This window comes from Burkholderia singularis (genome assembly GCF_001718875.1).
GTDB classification, from domain to species: Bacteria; Pseudomonadota; Gammaproteobacteria; order Burkholderiales; family Burkholderiaceae; genus Burkholderia; species Burkholderia singularis.
In genome coordinates this window covers 359,728-379,761 of sequence record NZ_CP013448.1, presented here as the reverse complement: position 1 = coordinate 379,761, position 20,034 = coordinate 359,728, and the positions used below count along the sequence as shown (strand labels likewise).

Annotated in this window: 18 protein-coding genes; all 18 read right to left on the bottom strand. The window is 60.9% G+C overall.

What is annotated here, in order from left to right:
- Window positions 1-117 precede the first annotated feature (117 nt).
- The 18 genes from atpE to AQ611_RS01680 all read right to left on the bottom strand — a co-directional run bounded on the left by atpE (window position 118) and on the right by AQ611_RS01680 (window position 20,005).
- Window positions 118-387: a F0F1 ATP synthase subunit C gene (atpE, locus tag AQ611_RS01765; RefSeq protein ID WP_012734176.1), complete on the bottom strand. Its 270-nt coding sequence runs from the start codon at window positions 385-387 to the stop codon at window positions 118-120.
- Between the two features lie 83 nt (window positions 388-470).
- Window positions 471-1,322, bottom strand: coding sequence for a F0F1 ATP synthase subunit A (gene atpB, locus AQ611_RS01760; protein WP_059517007.1), 852 nt, complete (start codon window positions 1,320-1,322; stop codon window positions 471-473).
- Window positions 1,323-1,435: 113 nt separating this feature from the next.
- Window positions 1,436-1,966, bottom strand: coding sequence for an ATP synthase subunit I (locus AQ611_RS01755; RefSeq protein ID WP_069233573.1), 531 nt, complete (start codon window positions 1,964-1,966; stop codon window positions 1,436-1,438).
- A gap of 265 nt (window positions 1,967-2,231) precedes the next feature.
- The gene (locus AQ611_RS01750; RefSeq protein WP_083237199.1) at window positions 2,232-3,374 is read right to left on the bottom strand and encodes an SLC13 family permease; all 1,143 of its coding nucleotides are present in this window, start codon (window positions 3,372-3,374) and stop codon (window positions 2,232-2,234) included.
- An 8-nt stretch (window positions 3,375-3,382) separates the two neighbouring features.
- Window positions 3,383-4,273, bottom strand: a complete 891-nt coding sequence (locus AQ611_RS01745; protein ID WP_069233572.1) for a ParB/RepB/Spo0J family partition protein — start codon at window positions 4,271-4,273, stop codon at window positions 3,383-3,385.
- A 34-nt stretch (window positions 4,274-4,307) separates the two neighbouring features.
- A complete protein-coding gene (locus AQ611_RS01740; protein ID WP_059517010.1) occupies window positions 4,308-5,078 on the bottom strand; it encodes a ParA family protein in 771 nt (256 codons plus the stop codon).
- 54 nt (window positions 5,079-5,132) lie between these two features.
- Complete coding sequence (gene rsmG, locus AQ611_RS01735; RefSeq protein ID WP_069233571.1) at window positions 5,133-5,825, bottom strand: 16S rRNA (guanine(527)-N(7))-methyltransferase RsmG; 693 nt, start codon at window positions 5,823-5,825, stop codon at window positions 5,133-5,135.
- Window positions 5,822-7,795 carry a tRNA uridine-5-carboxymethylaminomethyl(34) synthesis enzyme MnmG gene (mnmG, locus tag AQ611_RS01730; RefSeq protein WP_069233570.1) on the bottom strand — a complete coding sequence of 658 codons (1,974 nt, stop codon included), beginning with the start codon at window positions 7,793-7,795 and terminating at the stop codon, window positions 5,822-5,824. Before mnmG ends, rsmG begins: the two co-directional genes overlap by 4 nt.
- 162 nt (window positions 7,796-7,957) lie before the next feature.
- On the bottom strand, window positions 7,958-8,713 hold the full coding sequence (locus AQ611_RS01725) for an ABC transporter ATP-binding protein (RefSeq protein WP_069233569.1): 756 nt from the start codon (window positions 8,711-8,713) through the stop codon (window positions 7,958-7,960).
- The gene (locus tag AQ611_RS01720; protein ID WP_069233568.1) at window positions 8,713-10,497 is read right to left on the bottom strand and encodes a branched-chain amino acid ABC transporter ATP-binding protein/permease; all 1,785 of its coding nucleotides are present in this window, start codon (window positions 10,495-10,497) and stop codon (window positions 8,713-8,715) included. Before AQ611_RS01720 ends, AQ611_RS01725 begins: the two co-directional genes overlap by 1 nt.
- Window positions 10,498-10,501: 4 nt before the next feature.
- On the bottom strand, window positions 10,502-11,557 hold the full coding sequence (locus AQ611_RS01715; RefSeq protein ID WP_069233567.1) for a branched-chain amino acid ABC transporter permease: 1,056 nt from the start codon (window positions 11,555-11,557) through the stop codon (window positions 10,502-10,504).
- Window positions 11,558-11,754: 197 nt separating this feature from the next.
- On the bottom strand, window positions 11,755-12,912 hold the full coding sequence (locus AQ611_RS01710; protein WP_069233566.1) for an ABC transporter substrate-binding protein: 1,158 nt from the start codon (window positions 12,910-12,912) through the stop codon (window positions 11,755-11,757).
- A 304-nt stretch (window positions 12,913-13,216) separates the two neighbouring features.
- Window positions 13,217-14,191 carry a branched-chain amino acid ABC transporter permease gene (locus AQ611_RS01705; protein WP_059517892.1) on the bottom strand — a complete coding sequence of 325 codons (975 nt, stop codon included), beginning with the start codon at window positions 14,189-14,191 and terminating at the stop codon, window positions 13,217-13,219.
- Entirely contained in the window at window positions 14,191-15,075 is an 885-nt protein-coding gene (locus tag AQ611_RS01700) for a branched-chain amino acid ABC transporter permease (protein WP_059571457.1), read from the bottom strand. Before AQ611_RS01700 ends, AQ611_RS01705 begins: the two co-directional genes overlap by 1 nt.
- Before the next feature lie 46 nt (window positions 15,076-15,121).
- Window positions 15,122-16,318, bottom strand: coding sequence for an ABC transporter substrate-binding protein (locus AQ611_RS01695; protein ID WP_059517027.1), 1,197 nt, complete (start codon window positions 16,316-16,318; stop codon window positions 15,122-15,124).
- Window positions 16,319-16,426: 108 nt separating this feature from the next.
- Window positions 16,427-17,182, bottom strand: coding sequence for an ABC transporter ATP-binding protein (locus tag AQ611_RS01690; RefSeq protein ID WP_069233565.1), 756 nt, complete (start codon window positions 17,180-17,182; stop codon window positions 16,427-16,429).
- A complete protein-coding gene (locus AQ611_RS01685; RefSeq protein WP_059517031.1) occupies window positions 17,179-17,958 on the bottom strand; it encodes an ABC transporter ATP-binding protein in 780 nt (259 codons plus the stop codon). The genes AQ611_RS01690 and AQ611_RS01685 overlap by 4 nt, the downstream gene beginning before the upstream one ends.
- Before the next feature lie 352 nt (window positions 17,959-18,310).
- On the bottom strand, window positions 18,311-20,005 hold the full coding sequence (locus AQ611_RS01680; protein WP_069233564.1) for a GMC family oxidoreductase: 1,695 nt from the start codon (window positions 20,003-20,005) through the stop codon (window positions 18,311-18,313).
- Window positions 20,006-20,034: the final 29 nt, after the last annotated feature.

Genomic DNA, 20,034 nt, shown 5'->3' with positions numbered 1-20,034 from the left:
TATGCTATTGCCGGAAAACATGAAACGGTAAGGCGCTCATCGAGTTGCATTCGATCAGCGCCCCATCTGCCGTTCCGCCCGCGCCCGGTGTGCCGGGCGCATTATTTCCGAGGAACCTTAGCCTGCGAGCTTCGACAGGAGCGGGTTCGCGAACGCGAACAGCATCGCCACACCCACACCGATCAGGAATGCAGCGTCGATCAGACCAGCCAGCAGGAACATCTTCGTTTGCAGCGGGTTGATGAGTTCCGGTTGACGCGCGCAGGCTTCAATGTACTTGCCGCCCATCAGGCCGATACCGATACAGGCGCCGATAGCACCCAGGCCGATGATGATGCCGATACCGACAGCGGTCAGACCTTGGATGTTGGCGATGAAAGCTTGCATGATCACTCCTTTGTGAAAAGACTTGGAACTGAGATTTAAAAAACCAAAAAAACGAAACTCTTCTTGTTGGCCCAGCGCGCCGTTTAGTGCGCGTCGTGTGCCTGGCCGAGATACACCAGCGTCAACATCATGAAGATGAATGCCTGCAGCAGAACAATCAGGATGTGGAAGATTGCCCAGACGCTGCCCGCGATCACGTGGCCGATAAAGCCGAGGAACGTTGCGTCGCCGCCGAAGCTCCACATGCTGCCGAGCAGGGCGATCAGCAGGAACACCAGCTCACCTGCGTACATGTTGCCGAACAGCCGCATGCCGAGCGACACGGTCTTGGCGACGAATTCGACGATATTGAGCGCGAGGTTCGGAATCCACAGCAGCGGGTGCGCGCCGAACGGCGCCGACAGCAGCTCGTGCACGAAGCCGCCCGCGCCCTTGATCTTGATGTTGTAGTACAGCATCAGGAAAAACACGCCGAGCGCAATGCCGAGCGTACCGTTCAGGTCGGCGGTGGGGACGATGCGATGGTGGGAAATCACGCCCGACAGACCCAGCCAGCCGATCACGCGGCCCGGCAGATCGACGGGAAGGAAATCGAGGGAGTTCATCAGGAAAACCCACACGAACACAGTCAGTGCGAGCGGTGCGATGAAGGTACGGTTGCCGTGAACGACCGCCTTCGACTGGTCCTCGACCATCTCGACGATCATTTCGATCAAGCATTGGAAGCGGCCCGGCACGCCGGAAGTCGCCTTGCGGGCGGCCAGGCGCAGCAGCACGATGGTCACGAGGCCACAGACGATCGACCAGAACAGCGTGTCGATATTCCAGACATGAATGTCGAAGATCGACGTCTGATGCGTGGTGGAAAAATTCTGCAAGTGGTGCGCAATGTACTCGGACGGATCCGGAGCACGCGTGCCTTCGCTAGCTGCCATAGTCGTTAATGCCACCCAAATTGTCGAAAATCGTTTTTTGCGCGTTCCCGCAATAGTTCATTACGGGAACACACCGGCGCGAATACGAGTCAAATTCGCGCACTACTTGTTCTTTACCGCCAGGCCAGCGCGAGCCAGTACGTTTTCAGTACGACGAAATACGTGACGAGCAGCGCCGTCCAATGCACGCCCGGATATTCGAGCGCAACCGCAACGAACATCGCTATCGTCACGCCGAGCTTGAGCGCTTCGCCGGACATCCAACCCATCACCGAGCCCGCGCCAGCCAGCCTCAAACGTGCTGCGAACAACGCACTCGGCACCCAGCCGATCGCTCCGCCCAACAGAGCCGACTGCGCAGCGGCGCCCGGCGACTTTGAAAACAGCCACCACGCCAGCGTTGCAACCAGGGACAGGACCATTTGCGCGATCACCACCCGACTAGGCGTAACGCGCGATGGCCGGCTCACTTCGGTTCCGAAAAGCGCTTGCGCTTCGGCCCGCGTGAGCGGAACGATATTGTTATCTTGCTGCTCGGCATCCCAGTCGTCACCGTCGAGCTTGCGTCGCTCGTCAGTCACCGGAGCGGTGCGCGGCGCGCGCTGATGATCGTCATGCCTTTGATCCGGCGCCTGACTCGCCATCGCAAACTCCGCTAAGTCCGTCGTCGCCCGAAAGCTTTCCGCTAACTTTCAGGGGTGCCTTACTAACAAATCCGGGCGATTGTAAGCGATAGTTGCAGGCGATTCAAGACTTTAGACGCGACAAAAACCGCGTGAAACAGCGCTTCATGATGCGGTAACTTCCGCGATCTCGTGTGATGCCGCAACTTGCCGTGCGGCGGGACTTTCAGGTTCGGGCACGCAGGTCAAACGGCCCGCGCCGATCTTGCCGCCACGTTTTGCAAGCTCAGACATAACGCAGCACGAGCGCCCCCAACGCAGCGCTCACAAGACCGAATGGAATGCTCACGAGATGAAACGGCAACCACATGCGTGGCGCACGCGACAGCCGGACCGCGATCAGATTCGCAAGCGAGCCGATCGCGATACCGAATCCGCCGACACTCACGCCGAACGCCAATGCACGCCAATCATGCGTGAATTCGGATAGCACGATCGCCGCCGGCACATTGCTGATACCTTGCGATAGCAACGCGCCAGCGGCATATACGCGCAGCGGCGAATCGAGGCCGATGCTCTCGATTGTCCGATGAACGGCGGGCAGCGCCGCCGCGCCGCGCAGCACAATGAACATCAGCACGAAGATCATCAACAACAGCCAGTCGATCTTGAATACCGCATCGCGACATACGAACAGCAGCATCACAGCGACGGCAATCAAACCGGCAAGCGCATGGTGGCTGTCGGCCAACGACACGAAGCCAGCGAACGCGATAGCTGCGGCAAACGCCAGCGGACGATTGACGAGGCTTACCGCTCGATCCTTCGATAAATCGAGCGCGCGGCGCTTGAACGAACATGCGGTCAATACGAGCAGCAGCGCCATCAGCGCGGCCGCGAGCGGCCCGAGTTCGATCACGAAGCGGCCAAACGAGACGCCGCTCAATTGCCAGAGAAAAAGGTTTTGTGGATTGCCGAGCGGTGTTGCGACTGAGCCTGCGTTCACCGCAAGCGCGATATGAATCACCAGCCGCTTGAACGGCAGCGGCGTCAGCTCACGCAGCGACATGACCAGCGGAATCACGACAAAGAGCGCGACATCATTGGTGAGCCAACTCGACAACACTGCGGCAAACACGACGAGCAACGCGGCTAGCCCGCGCTCCGAGCGCACGCGATGCACGATCCGGTGCGCGATCCACATCAGAACACCCGACAGCTCAAGCGCCTTTGTCAGCATCAGCAACCCGGCAAGCGTCGCGACAGTCTGCCAGTCGACGAGCCGGGCGAGCATATTCGCCGATTGCGGATGAACGAACTGCAGCACGATCACCGCGGCGATGAGTATCGACAGCACCGGTTCGCGTGCAATGAAGGCAACGAGCGCGGCGATACACGCCGTGCGCCTGTTACTGGCCGGATTCGACACGTCGGTCGTTATGCAGCAGCTACGTTGCCGCGCAGCCGCACGAGTATGCCCTCGAGCGCGTCGAGATCGCCGAAATCGATCGTCACCTGCCCACGCCCACGGCGCCCAAGCTTGATCTTCACGCTCGACGCAAGCAGATCCGACAGCTCCTCTTCGAGACGCCGCGTATCCCGGCCGCCGTCGTCCTTTGCGCGCGCCTTCACGGCCGGCTCGGCCTTCGTGACTTGCGCGACGAGCTTTTCCGTCTCGCGCACCGACAGCCGCTTGTTGACGACCTGATGCGCAAGCGTGATCTGCGTCGCCGCATCGACAGCCAGCAGCGCGCGCGCGTGTCCCATGTCGAGATCGCCCGCCAACAGCATCGTCTGCACGGGCGCGGCGAGATTCAGCAAGCGCAGCAGGTTCGACACCGCACTGCGCGAACGCCCCACCGATTCTGCCGCCTGCTCGTGCGTGAAACCAAATTCGTCGAGCAAACGTTGAATGCCCTGCGCTTCTTCAAGCGGGTTCAGATCTTCTCGCTGAATATTCTCGATCAGCGCCATCGCCGCAGCGGCCTGATCGGACACGTCCTTCACGAGAACCGGCACTTCATCTAGGCCTGCCAGCCGCGCCGCACGAAAACGCCGTTCTCCGGCGATGATTTCATATTTGTCTGATGAAATGGGCCGTACCAGGATCGGCTGCATCACACCCTGCGCACGAATGCTCGCGGCCAACTCCTGCAAACTCCCCTCGTCCATTCGGGTCCGCGGCTGGTACTTGCCTGCTTGCAGCTTACCGAGCGCAAGCACGCTCGGCGCACCTTCGATCTTCACCGCTTCGGTGATATCGGCACTGCCGCCAAGCAATGCTTCAAGGCCTCGCCCCAGACCTTTTTTCTTTGCTACCGCATTCATGTTCCGTTACCTCGATTCTCGTCCAGGGACCCGTTCAAAGCGCCCGCACCCGCTCAATCATTTCAGCGCCGAACTGGATATATGCCTGTGCGCCACGCGACGCGCGATCGAACACCACGCCAGGGAGCCCATAACTGGGCGCTTCGGCAAGGCGGACATTGCGTGGAATCACAGCATCGAACACCTTGTCGCCAAAATGCGCCTTCAATTGATCGGAAACCTGCTGTTGCAAAGTGATGCGCGGATCGAACATCACGCGGAGCAAGCCGATCACCTTCAGATCGCGATTCAGATTCGCGTGCACCTGCTTGATCGTATTGACGAGGTCAGACAGCCCCTCTAGCGCAAAATATTCACACTGCATCGGAATCACCACGCCGTGCGCCGCGCATAAGCCGTTCAGAGTCAGCAGCGATAGCGCCGGCGGGCAATCAATCAAAACGAAATCGTAGTCGTTGGCGACTTTCTCGAGCGCGGCTCTCAATTGGCGCTCGCGATTTTCGATTCCGACAAGCTCGATCTCCGCGCCGGCCAATTCGCGATTCGCCGGCAACACGTCATACTTCACCGCCTCCGGGCGCACGCGCGCATCCGCCACCGTGACACCGTCCACCAGCACCTCGTAGACCGTCGACTCGCATTCGGCCTTGTCGATACCGCTTCCCATCGTGGCATTGCCCTGCGGATCCAGATCGATCAGCAGCACGCGCTGCTCCTGCGCCGCGAGGCTCGCGGCGAGATTGACCGTCGTCGTCGTCTTGCCGACACCGCCCTTCTGGTTCGCCACGCAGAAGATTTTTGCCATCGTTGGTGTGTTCCTTTCTCTTCTTCAAATGAGCCGGGCACTCTCTCGCGCCGGTTAAATTGCTTCGTCGAGTTCGACTTCGATTAGATGCCGCTGCGCATCGAGCAACGGAACCGTCAGACGAATTACCTGTTTGACGCGCGCGCCGGCCGGCAAGCGGCTTATCTCATCTTCGGGATGAACGCCCTTCATCGCCCAGATCGAGCCGCCCGGCGCAACCAAATGCCGGGCCAGTGTAACGAAGTCTGCCAAGTCCGCGAATGCCCGCGACACGATCACATCGAATTTTCCCGGAATCGCCTTGCCGGGATGCAACGTCTCGACCCGCCCTGTCACGACAGACAGATTGCTGAGCTTTAATTCGGCCTTCGCCTGCGTCTGGAATGCGGATTTCTTGTGAACGATATCGTTCAACGTCACCTGCCATTCGGGCAACGCAATCGCAAGCACAATTCCCGGCAAGCCGCCGCCGGAGCCAACATCGAGCACGCTCGATGCTGCTCGCACGCCGATATACGGGACGATCGACAATGAATCGAGAATGTGCTGAATCAGCATCTGATGCGGGTCGCGGATCGCGGTCAGGTTATACACCGCGTTCCACTTCGCAAGCAGTTCCACGTAGTTGAGCAGCGCATTGCGCTGCTCACCGCTCAATGCAACGCCTAGCGCATCCGCTCCATTGGACAGCAGCGCTTCCAGTATTTCCCGGCTGGCATTCGGGTTCTGACGATGTTGCACCGTCATTGTTGCTGCGCCGCCGTGTTATCGGCCGTCGTGCCAGCGCTCGAAGCGGTCTCGGCGAGCTTACGCCGGCCAAGCCCGCGCTTCAGATGAACCATCAGCAAAGAAATGGCAGCGGGCGTAATACCCGAGATTCGCGATGCCTGGCCGATCGTTTCCGGGCGGAATTGATTTAGTTTCTGGCGCGCCTCAAACGACAACCCTCGTACTTCTGCGTAGTCGATCCCTTCCGGCAGACGCGTATTTTCATGAGCACCATTGCGTTCGATTTCGCCAGCCTGACGCTCGATATAGCCCTGGTATTTGATACCGATTTCGATTTGCTCCTTGATTTGCTCGAGCAGAATCTTATCGTCCGCCAGCGGCTCGGCCGGGCGACATTCGCCGCCACGCAATCCGCAAACGCCTTCGTAGCTAATGCCCGGCCGACGCAGCAGCTCCGCGAGGCTGTATTCGTGCTCGATCGGCTTGCCCAGCAGTGCTGTGGCTTCGTCTGCGGGTAAAGTCTTCGGCGTTACCCATGTCGTGCGCAGCCGCTCGGTTTCACGTGAAACAGCATCGCGCTTTCGATTGAATGCATCCCAGCGAACGTCGTCGACAATTCCCAGTTCACGGCCGATTTCGGTCAGTCGCATGTCGGCGTTGTCTTCACGCAAGCTTAGCCGGTACTCGGCACGACTCGTGAACATGCGGTACGGCTCGGACACACCACGAGTTACCAAGTCATCGACAAGCACGCCGAGATAAGCCTCATCGCGGCGCGGGCACCATGCATCTTTCTCCTGAGCGTAGCGACCTGCGTTGACGCCCGCCAGCAATCCCTGCGCTGCAGCCTCTTCGTAGCCCGTCGTGCCATTGATTTGGCCCGCAAAAAATAGCCCTTGAATCGCCTTCGTTTCAAGCGATGCCTTCAACGCACGCGGATCAAAATAGTCATACTCGATCGCATAACCGGGGCGCAGGATATGCGCCTGCTCCAAGCCGCGCATGGAGTGCACAAGCTCCAACTGCACGTCGAACGGCAGACTGGTCGAAATCCCGTTTGGATAGAACTCGTTCGTCGTCAACCCTTCCGGTTCGAGAAAAATCTGGTGCGATTCTTTTGACGCAAAACGGTGAATCTTGTCCTCGATCGATGGGCAATACCGCGGGCCCACACCTTCAATCACGCCGGTATACATCGGCGATCGGTCCAAACCACTACGAATGATGTCGTGGGTTCGTTCGTTCGTATGGGTAACCCAGCAAGGCAATTGCTGCGGATGTTGTTCCGCGCGGCCGAGAAACGAGAACACCGGAATCGGATCAAGATCGCCCGGCTGTTCTTCGAGCTTCGAAAAATCGATCGTGCGACCATCGATACGCGGCGGCGTCCCGGTCTTCAGCCGCCCCTGCGGCAGCTTTAGCTCCTTGAGGCGTCCAGACAGCGAAACCGCTGCCGGATCGCCCGCGCGTCCGCCGGTGTAATTATTGAGGCCGACATGAATCTTGCCGTCCAGGAAGGTACCTGCCGTCAACACGACCGCACGAGCGCGAAAACGCACGCCGACTTGCGTAACCGCACCGACCACTCGATCCCCTTCGACCATCAGGTCGTCAACCGCCTGCTGAAATAGCCACAGATTCGGCTGATTTTCGAGGCGCCGACGAATCGCCTGCTTGTATAGCAATCGATCGGCCTGCGCCCGCGTGGCACGAACCGCCGGCCCTTTCGAAGAATTGAGAATCCGAAACTGGATACCACCTTCGTCGGTTGCGGCGGCCATCGCACCACCCAGCGCATCGACTTCCTTGACCAGATGTCCTTTACCAATCCCGCCGATCGACGGATTGCAGCTCATCTGCCCAAGGGTTTCAATGTTATGCGTCAACAATAGCGTCTTTGCGCCCATGCGTGCCGAAGCCAAGGCGGCTTCCGTGCCAGCATGGCCACCGCCGACGACGATGACGTCAAATTCAGTTGGATAAAGCATTGCGGACTTCGCGCGCAGAACGACGCACGAACCTATCAGAGAAATGTATGGGCGGAATTATAGCGGGTTCGCTTTTGGCCCGACGCTCATGCAAATGGCTAAACAGCAAAAACGCCATGTTTCACGTGAAACACGCGGCCCGTTTTATACGCGGCCTTGTCTCTACGCCGGATTTTTTGCGAGCCCGAGATAGGTTTGGACTACTCGCGGGTTGTTTACAAGCTCCACTGCGCTACCTTCAAGTATCTGCTCACCGGTTTCGAGCACGTAACCGTAATCAGAAATTTGCAGGGCCGCTCGCGCATTCTGCTCCACCAGCAATGTTGCGACACCCGTCTCGCGCAATGCACTGATAATCCGGAACATATCTTTCACGATCAACGGGGCAAGGCCAAGACTCGGTTCGTCGAGCATCAACAAGCTTGGCTTTCCCATCAGCGCGCGCCCAATCGCAAGCATCTGTCGCTCGCCACCCGATAGCGTACTCGCCGCCTGCTTGCGTCGCTCCTTCAACCGGGGAAACAGTGTAAATACCGGTTCAAGCTGGTCGAGAAAATTCGCGTCACCCGCCAACTTGCGTCGATACGCCCCCAAAACGAGATTGTCTTCAACCGACATCAAACCGAACAACTCACGCCCTTCGGGCACGAGGCACATGCCGCGCACGACGCGCTCCTCCACCGAGCACGCACTCACGTCGTCCCCACCGTACCGAATCACGCCAGTCGCATGGCCAGAAGTCGGCAATATACCCATCACTGCATTGAGCAGCGTCGATTTACCGGCACCGTTCGGACCAATCACGGCGACGATTTGCCCAGCGCCTACGTCGATCGACACCCGGCGAACCACCTCGACCTTGCGATACGATGCCGATAAATCCCGCACCTCGAGCACGAACGGGCATGCTTGCGCCATCACGTCACTCCGCCGAGATAAGCCTCCTGTACCGCAGGATCGTGACGGACCTCTTGCGGCAGCCCTTCAGCAATCCGGGTGCCGAAATCCATGACGACCAGCCGATCAGCCAGATTCATCACGAAATCCATATCGTGTTCGACAAGCAGCACGCTCACGCCTTCTTTTTTCAGCATCCGCAATAGTTCAGCCAACTGCTGCTTCTCCTGATATCGCAGCCCGGCGGCCGGTTCGTCGAGCAATAGCAGCATCGGATCGCTGCATAGCGCGCGAGCGATTTCCAGAATCCGCTGTTGGCCCAGCGCCAAGCTGCCCGCTTCATCATACAAATGCGAACCGAGCCCTACCCGCCCAATCTGCGCCGCCGCCTCGGCCATCAGTTGCGCCTCTTCGTTCGCGTTCAATCCGACAATGCTGCGCCAGATTCCGGCCGAGCCTCGCACATGTGCGCCGAGCGCAACGTTGTCCAGCACGGTCATACCGGGCAGCAGTTTGACGTGCTGGAAGGTACGGCCTATACCCCGGCGAACGATTTCACGAGAAACCAACCCGTCAATCCGCTCACCGCAAAACGAAATCGCACCGCCCGTCGGCCGCATCACGCCCGTTACAAGATTAAACGTCGTCGATTTGCCCGCCCCGTTCGGGCCGATCAAACCGACAATCTGCGACGCACGCACCTCGAAGCTCACGTCGTTGACGACGACAAGCCCATCGAACTGCTTGCGTGCGCCGTCGACGACGAGCAGCGTCTCGCCAGGTCGCGGCAAGTTCCGCCTCGGCAACGGCGGCTCGTGATCCGGCGCTCGCCCGGCTGGCCCGCGCGGCAAAAGGCGCGCGACGAACGGCCAAACACCCTGCCGCGCGTATTGCAGCAGCACCACCATCAATACGCCGAACACGATGATTTCAAAGTTGCCTTCTACACCGAGCAACCTTGGCAGCAGCGTCTGCAAAGCGTCCTGCAACACCGTGACGATTGCCGCGCCCAGCACCGCCCCCCACACATGCGCAATGCCGCCCACCACCGCCATGAAGAGATACTCGATCCCGTGATTCAAACCGAATGGCGTCGGATTAACCGCACGCTGCAGATGCGCATACAAAAAGCCCGAAATCGATGCCAGCACCGCCGCATAGACAAAGATCGCAACCCGCATCCACCCGACGTTCACGCCCATCGCCCCGGCCATCACGCCACCGCCCGGCAATGCGCGGATCGCCCTGCCGGGCCGGCTGTTCAACAGATTGCGGACCGACACGATTGCCGCAAGCACGGCACTCCAAATCACGTAATAAAAGCTGCGGCCCGTATCGAGCGGCCAGCCGAACAGCGTGAGTGACGGAATGCCGTTGATGCCATCGTATTTGCCGAGCCAGCCGAGATTGCCGAACAGAAAAAACAGTGCGAGCCCCCAAGCAATCGTTCCGAGCGGCAGAAAATGGCCGGACAGCCGCATCGTAACGACGCCGAGCACAAACGCGACGAGCGCCGTCAACACGACGCCGACAGCCAGACCAAACCACGGCGACATGCCCCACCGCGTCGTCAGATACGCGGTCGCATACGCACCGATGCCGACGAATGCCGCCTGCCCGAAGCTCGTCATTGCGCCGATACCGGTCAGCAGCACGAGTCCGATCGCAACGAGCGCATAGAGCCCGATATAGTTCGACAGCGTGATCCAGTATTCGGGAACGCGCGCGACGCCCGGCAGAACAGGCAGCGCGATCAGCACGGCGAGAAACAGCCAGAATGCGCGATTACGCAAGATCGGCTTCATCGCATCATGCTCCGCCGTCTTCCGCCTGCGTGCCGCTCAAACTTCGCCACAGCAGCACCGGCACGATCAACGTGAAAACGATGACTTCCTTATACGCGCTCGCCCAGAACGACGAATACGCCTCGAGCACGCCGACGAGCAGCGCGCCGGCTGCCGCCAGCGGATAGTTGACGAGGCCGCCAACGATCGCGCCCACAAAGCCTTTCAAGCCGATCAGAAAACCCGAATCGTAATAAATCGTCGTCAACGGTCCGACAAGCACGCCCGACAACGCACCGAGCGCCGCGGCGAACGTGAACGCCCGTCGCCCGGCTTGGGCCGCACCCATGCCGACGAGACGCGCGCCGACACGGTTGAGCGCCGTCGCGCGCAACGCCTTGCCGAACAGCGTGCGCTCGAAATACAGATAGAGCGCGGCGATCAACGCCAGCGCGGCGCCGATCACCCAAAGACTTTGCATCGAAACCGATGCATGACCCAATGCGAATGCGGCATCGGAGAATGGCGTCGTGCGCGAGCCCTCGGCGCCGAACATCACGAGTCCGAGCCCAACCATCACGAAATGCACGGCCACCGACACGATCAGCAACAACAGCGTCGTTTCTTCGGCAATCGGCTGATAGACGAGCCGGTAGACGAACGGCCCGAGCGGCACGACGATCGCGAGCGTGAGCGCGATCTGGGCCGGCATCGGCAGCTGCTGCGACGCGACGCTCGCCGTCAACACGTAGATCGCGAGCGGCAGCAGCACGTAGCGGCCTGCGAGCGCCGTCAGCGTGCGGCCGAGTCGACGGCGGCGCGCGCGATAACGAATCAGCCCGCCCGCTTCGAGCAAAAAGCAGGCAGCCCCCGCGACGAGCAGCAGCCAACAGGTTGCCGGAAACTTCTGCGCCTGCAACGCCGCAAGTGTCAGTGCGCCATAGGTGACGAATTCGCCCTGTGGAATGAAGATCACGCGCGTCACGGAAAAAACGAGTACGAGCGCAAGCGACAGCAGTGCATAGACTGCGCCGGTTGTGATGCCGTCCTGCGCAAGAATCGCCGCGATAGAGAAATCCATCTGGCTTCTCCGGTTGAACCTGCGTCGACGAAAACCGCCACCCGACAGACGCACGGCCGCCGGCTCATCCATTCACATGAAACTGTTCTCAGCGCACTGCGTCGTATTTGCCGGTGCCTGTGCTGATCGCACCGGCCCGCGCCATCGGCGAGCAGCGCGGCCCAGCCCATCCGAGCCACAGGCAATGCCGGCGACGGTCAATCCGCCTGCAACTTCCATTTGTCGCCGACAATCTGGACGATCACACGGGCGCGCGTATCCAAGCCGTTGTGATCGGCGGGTGTCGTATTGATCACGCCGTGCGATACCGGCAGATTCCGAATATCTTCGAGTGCCGCGCGCAGCGCATCGCGAAATGCCTGCGTGCCCGGTTGCGCGTTCTTCAGCGCATCAGGAATCGCCCGCTCCAGCATCAGGCCCGCGTCCCAAACGTGGCCGCCGAAGGTCGACACGGCAGCCGCTCCGTATGCGCGCTCGTATGCAGCCTTGTACGCAAGCGCAGGCCGCTTCGCCGGGTTCGAATCAGGCAACTGATCGGCAACGAGCACCGGGCCTGCCGGCAGCAGCTGCGCGTCGCAATCCTTGCCGCAAACACGGAGAAAATCGTTGTTCGCAACGCCATGCGTCTGATAGATCCTGCCCGGATAGCCGCGCTCTTTCAGCGTCTTCGCGGGCAGCGCGGCCGGCGTGCCTGCGCCGGCGATCAGCACGGCGTCGGGATGGACGGCGAGTGTCTTCAGCACCTGCCCCGTTACCGAGGTATCGGTGCGGTTATAGCGTTCGTTCGCGACAATCCGGATTCCATTTGCCGCCGCGGCCGCGCTGAACACGTTCGACCAGCCATCGCCGTAAGCATCCGCGAAACCGATGAAGCCCACCGTCTTCACACCATGCTTAGCCATGTAGTTCGCGAGCGCATCGGCCATCAACCGGTCGTTTTGCGGCGTCTTGAAAACCCATGCGCGCTTCGCATCCATTGGCGCGATGATTTGCGCGCTGGCGGCAAGCGAAATCATCGGCGTCTTGCCCTGCGCGACGACATCGATCATCGCGAGCGAATTCGGCGTAATCGTCGAGCCGACAATCGCATCGACGTGCTCCTCGTCGATCAGTTTGCGCGCATTCTGCACCGCGCGATTCGTATCGGATGCGTCGTCGAGCACGATATATTCGACGCGCTTGCCGCCGATCTCTTTCGGCAACAACGCGACCGTATTCTTCTCAGGAATGCCGAGCGACGCGGCGGCGCCCGTTGCCGACACCGTGACGCCGATCTTCACTTGCGCTTGCACCAACGTGATGCCCGCGATGCAGGCGATTGCGAGCGCGATCTGCATCCAGCGATTCATTCTCATAACGGTCTCCGTTACGCTGCGAAACGCGCAATAAAAAAGCGCTGTTGGACGGAATCCAACAGCGCTTCGGGTCGGGCAGTCTATGCCTCGAATGTCTCCTCGTTCTCCACCTGCAAATTCGTTTCGCGGTGCATCAGAACTGAGACGAAGATTAAAGCAAGCGCGCTGGATGCGACAACCTAGCATTTACCCCTATGGTGCATCGCCGCACGAAAATAGGGCATGCCAAAGCCTGCTCCAATGGGCATTCGCGCTGCCCATTGCATCGGAATCCGAAATATTTTCATGCACTGCACGATTCCCTTCAAGACGAGCGCAGCGGCCGTATCCGCACGATCGCCTCACCGACGATCCCGCGCCTGAATGCGAGCACGCAGGCGATGAAAATGAGGCCCGTGACAATCGTCGCGGATTCGCCGAGCGAATGGAACCAGTTGATGCCCGTGACTGACGCGAGCCACCCGCCGATGTCGCCAAGACGATCCTCGAGCGCGACGATCAGCGCCGCGCCCACGAGCGGGCCGAACAGCGTGCCCATGCCGCCGACGAGTGTCATCAGCACCACGAGACCGGACATCGTCCAATACGCGTCGCCAAGCGTTTCGAAACCCAGCACGACGACCTTCAGTGCCCCTGCGAGCCCGGCAAGCGCAGCCGATAAGATAAATGCGAGCAGCTTGAAGCGATCGGTGTCGTAGCCGAGCGAAATCGCGCGCGGCTCGTTTTCCTTGATCGCAACGAGCACTTGTCCGAACGGCGAATGGACGATGCGCACGATGAACGCACAGGCGCACGCGACGACGGCGAGCACGACGTAGTACAGCGTCAAATCCGACGACAGATCGACAAGCCCGAAGAGCCGGCCGCGCGGCACGCCCTGCAGGCCGTCTTCACCATGCGTGAACGGAGCCTGCAGATAGATGAAGTACACCATCTGCGCGAACGCGAGCGTGATCATCGCGAAATAGATCCCTTGCCGCCTGATCGCGAACAGGCCCACCACCACGCCGAGCAGCGTCGCGGCAGCCATGCCCGCGAGCACGCCGAGTTCGGGCGTCGCATGAAGCGACTGCATCGCATAACCCGTCATATAGCCCGCCGTCGCGAGAAACATCGCATGGCCGAACGACAGCAGGCCCGTATATCCGATCAGCAGATTGAAGGCCGCGGCGAACAACGCGAAGCACAACACCTTCATCACGAACACCGGATAGGCACCGATCAGCGGCGCGACGACGAGACCGGCCAACAACAGTCCGTAGAGCGCATTTTTCTGCATCATCTTTCCTTGCCGAACAAGCCTGCCGGCCGGATCAGCAGCACAATCGCCATGATCACGAACACAACCGTCGCCGACGCCTCCGGATAAAACACCCTCGTCAACCCTTCGATCACGCCGAGCATCAGGCCCGTGACGATCGAGCCCAGGATCGAGCCCATGCCGCCGATCACGACCACTGCGAACACGGTGATGATCATCGGCTGCCCCATCAGCGGCGAGACCTGGATCACCGGCGCGGCGAGCACGCCCGCGAATGCGGCAAGCGCGACGCCGAAGCCGTAAGTCAGCGTGATCATCAACGGCACATTGACGCCGAACGCCTCGACAAGCTTGGGGTTTTCGGTGCCCGCGCGCAGGTACGCGCCAAGCCGCGTCTTCTCGATCACGAACCAGGTTGCAATGCATACCGCGAGCGATGCCGCGACCACCCACGCCCGATAATTCGGCAGGAACATGAAGCCGAGATCCGTCGCACCCGAAAGCAGCTCGGGCACGTCATAAGGCTGTCCGGACGAGCCGTAGACCGAGCGGAATACGCCTTCGACGACGAGCGTGAGCCCAAACGTCAGCAGCAAACCATACAGATGATCGAGCCGATAAAGCCAGCGCAGCATCGACCGCTCGATCAGGATTCCAAACAGACCGACGATTGCGGGCGCGAGCACGAGCATCGCCCAGTACGGCAGGCCAAGATACGCGAGCCCCATCCACGCGAGCATCGCGCCCAGCATGAACAGCGCGCCGTGCGCGAAGTTGATCACGTTCAGAAGCCCGAAAATCACGGCGAGCCCAAGACTCAGGATCGCGTAGAACGAGCCGTTGACGAGCCCGAGCAGCAATTGGCTCAGCATCGCCGACGCCGGAATACCGAAGATATTCATCGAGTCTGCCGTCAGTCAGAAATCAGTGGCCGCAAGCCGAAACGGTTTATTTCCATAACGCGCAACGCGTCTCCTGCTTCGTCGCGAACGCCTGCTCGCCCGGAATCGTCGCGAGGATCTTGTAGTAATCCCAAGGTTCTTTCGATTCGGACGGCTTCTTCACCTCCATCAAATACATGTCGTGAATCATGCTGCCGTCCGCGCGAACATAGCCTTTCGCGTAAAAATCGTCGATCTTCGCCTTGCGAAGCTGCGCCATCACCTTGTCCGAATCGGTCGAACCTGCTGCCTGCACGGCCTTCAGATACGTCGTCACCGCCGAATAATCCGCCGCCTGCAAGCTCGACGGCATCTTCTTCATTTTTGCGAAGTAACGCTGCGCCCACTGCCGCGACGCCTGATCGCGATTCCAGTACCAGCTATCGGTGAGTACGAGACCTTGCGTCGTATCGAGGCCGAGGCTGTGAATGTCATCAATGAAGACGAGCAGCGCTGCGAGCTTCATCGTCTTCGTGATGCCAAACTCCTTGGCCGCCTTGATCGAGTTGACCGTGTCGCCGCCCGCGTTCGCCAGACCGAGAATCTGCGCCTTCGAGCCCTGCGCCTGCAACAGGAACGACGAAAAATCCGACGCGGACAGCGGATGGCGCACTTCGCCCAGCACCTGGCCGCCATTCGCTTTGACGACATCACTCGTATTCTTCTCGAGCGATTTGCCGAATGCGTAATCCGCGGTCAGGAAAAACCACGTCTTGCCGCCGCGCTTCGTGACGGTCGAGCCCGTGCCCTTGGCGAGCGCCATCGTGTCGTATGCATAGTGGATCGTGTAGGGCGTGCACTGCTCGTTCGTCAGCGTGTCCGCGCCCGCGCCGATATTGATGTAGACCTTCTTCTTTTCCGCCGCGACCTGGTTCGTCGACAACGCGGTCGCTGAGTTCGTGCCGCCGACGATCATGTCGACGCCGCCTCGATCGATCCATTCGCGCGCCTTCGACGCCGCGATGTCGGCCTTGTTCTGGTGATCGGCATAGACAAGCTCGATCGGCTTGCCGTTGACCTTGCCGCCGAAATCGGCCACCGCCATCTTGATCGCCTCCAGGCCGCCCTGGCCGTCGATATCGGCGTACAGGCCCGACATATCGGTGATGAAGCCGATCTTCACGGTATCCGCGGCATGCGCGGCTTGCGCCAACCACGCGGCGGCGGCGGTTAGACACGCGTAAGCAAGGGTCTTGAATTTCATTCACGTCTCCTGATCGGTATTGTCTTTATCGAGTTCCAGCATCGCACATCGGGGCCGCCCGTGCGGCCGGCAAGCGCCGCACCGGGGCCGTCTTGATACGAACCATCGCTAAATGCCGAGCAGATCGTGCAGCACGGGCATCTTGCCGTCGAGTTCGGCTGCGCCGAAATGCTCGACGATGCGCCCGTGCTCCATCACGTAAAAGCGGTCGGCGAGCGGCGCCGCAAAACGGAAGTTCTGCTCGACCATCACGATCGTGTAGCCGCGCGCCTTCAGGGTGACGATCATCGCGGCGAGCGTCTGCACGATGACGGGCGCAAGCCCCTCGGAAATTTCGTCGAGCAGCAGCAGGTTTGCGCCCGTGCGTAAGATGCGCGCAATCGCGAGCATCTGCTGCTCGCCGCCCGACAGCCGCGTGCCCTGGCTCGCACGTCGCGCCGCGAGATTCGGAAACATCCGATAGATATCGTCGACAGGCATCGCATGCGCACGCGCGCCGACGACAGGCGGCAGCAGCAGATTCTCTTCGCACGACAGGCTCGAGAAGATGCCGCGCTCCTCCGGGCAATAACCGACACCGTGATGCGCGATCTTGTGCGTCGGCAATCCGACCGTCTCGTGGCCCGCGACCTTGATCGAACCGCTGCGCCTGCCGGTCAAGCCCATGATCGCGCGCAGCGTCGTCGTGCGCCCGGCGCCGTTACGGCCGAGCAGCGTGACGACCTCGCCGCGGCGCACCGTCAGATCGACGCCATGCAGAATGTGCGATTCGCCATACCACGCTTCGAGCCCTGCGATGTCGAGCGCAGGCGCGCCGCCTTCGGCGCTCTTCAGCGCCCGCTCTTCCCGTTCGCTGTGATTCATGCGTGCGCTCCCGCCAGCGCCGCGTCGGTACTGCCCATGTACGCCTCGACCACGAGCGGATTTTTCGATACCTCCGCATACGTGCCTTCGGCCAGCACCTCGCCGCGCTGCAGGACCGTGATCGTATCGGAGATGCCCGCGATCACGTTCATGTTGTGCTCGACCATCAGAATCGTGCGGCCGCTCGCGACCTTCTTGATGAGCGCCGTCACGCGATCGACATCTTCGTGTCCCATCCCCTGCGTCGGCTCGTCGAGCAGCATCAGTTCTGGCTCCATCGCGAGCGTCGTCGCGATTTCGAGCGCGCGCTTGCGGCCATACGCAAGCTCGACCGTCGGCACATGCGCGAAATCGGACAGGCCTACCTGTGTGAGCAGATCCATCGCACGATCGTCGAGTTGCCTCAGCGAGCGCTCGCTGCGCCAGAAACAGAATGCCGTGCCGAGCGAGCGCTGCAGGCCGATCCGCACGTTCTGCAGCGCGCTTAGATGCGGAAACACCGCGGAAATCTGAAACGAGCGGATCACGCCGCGCCGCGCGATCTGCGCGGGACGCTCGTCGGTGATGTCGATGCCGTTGTAGACGATTTGGCCCGCGGTGGGCTTCAGGAATTTGGTCAGGAGATTGAAACACGTGGTCTTGCCCGCGCCGTTCGGTCCGATCAGCGCATGGATCGAGCCTCGCCGCACGCGCAGGTTCACGCCGTTGACGGCAACGAAGCCTTTGAATTCCTTCGTGAGTTCCCGCGTTTCGAGAATCGTGTCGCCGAGAATCATGTTCCCTTCCTGCGAATTGAGGCGAAGCGCCGGGCGATATCGCTCAAACGGCCACGAAGCGTTCAGCGGGTATGAGTCTGCCCCCGAGCTTGATGTGTCGCATCGAGACTGGTCTCCTCGAAGCAAGCCGCGGATTCGGAATGCGTGTCATTGTCGCGCCGTTGGTGCAGTGCATTCATTGGGATTTGCACTTATAGGGTGCGGCAATCGTCAATGCCTGCCCAGCCACGCGCCGCGTGCGTTTTACCGAATGCGTCCCCGCGCTTTTGGGTTAACCCTCAGCCGATTTTTTATTGCATTTTATTGACGATTTTTTATTGACCGAGGATTTCAATGGCGGATCACGCCGTTTTCAAATCGGCGTCGCGGTTTCTTCGGACCATGTCGTCGCACCATCGCGCGGCGCCGCGCCGCGGCGGTCCGCGCGGATCATGTCGCTTGCGCGCTCCGCGATCATCAGCGTCGGCGAATTCGTGTTGCCCGACGTGATTACCGGCATCACCGATGCATCGACGACGCGCAGCCCCGTCACGCCCCGCACGCGCAAGCGGCTGTCGACGACGGCGTCCGGATCGTCGGCGCGGCCCATTCGGCATGTGCCCACCGGATGAAAAATCGTCGTACCGATCGCGCCGGCCGCTTCGATTAATTGCTCTTCACTCTGATAATGCGAACCCGGCAAGATTTCCTCGGGCGCATACCGCGCGAGCGCAGGCGCGGCCGCGATCCTGCGCGTCAGCCGCAGCGCATTCGCGGCAACGCGGCGGTCATGATCGGTCGACAAATAATTCGGTGCGATTGCCGGTGCGCGGGCCGGGTCCGGCGATACCGCGTGAACGCTGCCGCGCGAGGTCGGCCGCAGATGACAGACCGACGCGGTGAACGCATTGAAGCGATGCAGCGGCTCACCAAAGCGCTCGAGCGACAACGGCTGCACGTGATACTCGAGATCGGGCCGCGTGAGCGCCGGGTCGTGCGGGTCCGATTTCGCGAACGCGCCCAATTGCGACGGCGCCATCGACATCGGCCCGCTTTTCGTCAACGCATATTGCGCGCCGATCATCAGCTTGCCCCACCAATGCGCGGCGAGCGTGTTCAGCGTGCGCACCCCGCGCACGCGAAACGCCATGCGTAATTGCAAGTGATCCTGAAGATTCTCGCCGACGCCGCGTAACGCGTGCGCAACTTCGATGCCGAGCGCGCGCAGCCGCTCACCGTCGCCGATGCCGGAAAGCTCGAGCAACTGCGGCGAATTGACCGCGCCCGACGCAAGCAGCACTTCCGCACGCGCGCGCGCGACACAGCGCGAACCGTCGTCGCGGCGGTATTGGACGCCCACACAGCGCCGTGCGTCGAACACGAGCCGCTCGGCCTGCGCGCCCGTTACTACGGTGAGATTCGGCCGCGCGAGCGCCGGGCGCAGAAACGCCTTCGATGCATTCCAGCGCACGCCGCGCTTCTGGTTGACTTCGAAATAACCGACGCCGGCATTGTCGCCGCGATTGAAATCGTCGGTCGCCGAGATGCCGGTCTGCTGCGCCGCTTGCGAAAACGCCTCGAGAATCTCCCAGCGCAACCGCTGTTTTTCGACGCGCCACGGACCGCCCGCGCCGTGCGCGTCGCTCGCGCCTGCGTGATGATCCTCGCTGCGCTTGAAGATCGGCAGCACCGCGTTCCACGACCACCCGTCATCGCCCGTCACGCGCGCCCAGTCGTCGTAGTCGCCGCGCTGGCCGCGCATGTAGATCATCCCGTTGATCGACGACGAGCCGCCGAGCACGCGCCCGCGCGGATACGACAGCGCGCGGCCGTTCAATCCCGCTTCGGGCTCGGTCTTGTAGCGCCAGTCGGTGCGCGGATTGCCGATGCAGTACAAATAGCCGACTGGAATGTGAATCCATCGGTAATCGTCGTTGCCGCCCGCCTCGATCAGCAGCACCGACACGTCGCGCTCCTCGCTGAGCCGGCTCGCGAGCACGCAGCCCGCGGTGCCCGCACCGACGATCACGTAATCGAATTCGCCCTCGGGCGTGCGTTCTGCCACCATCGTCGTGTCTCCTCGATCCCGATTTCCGG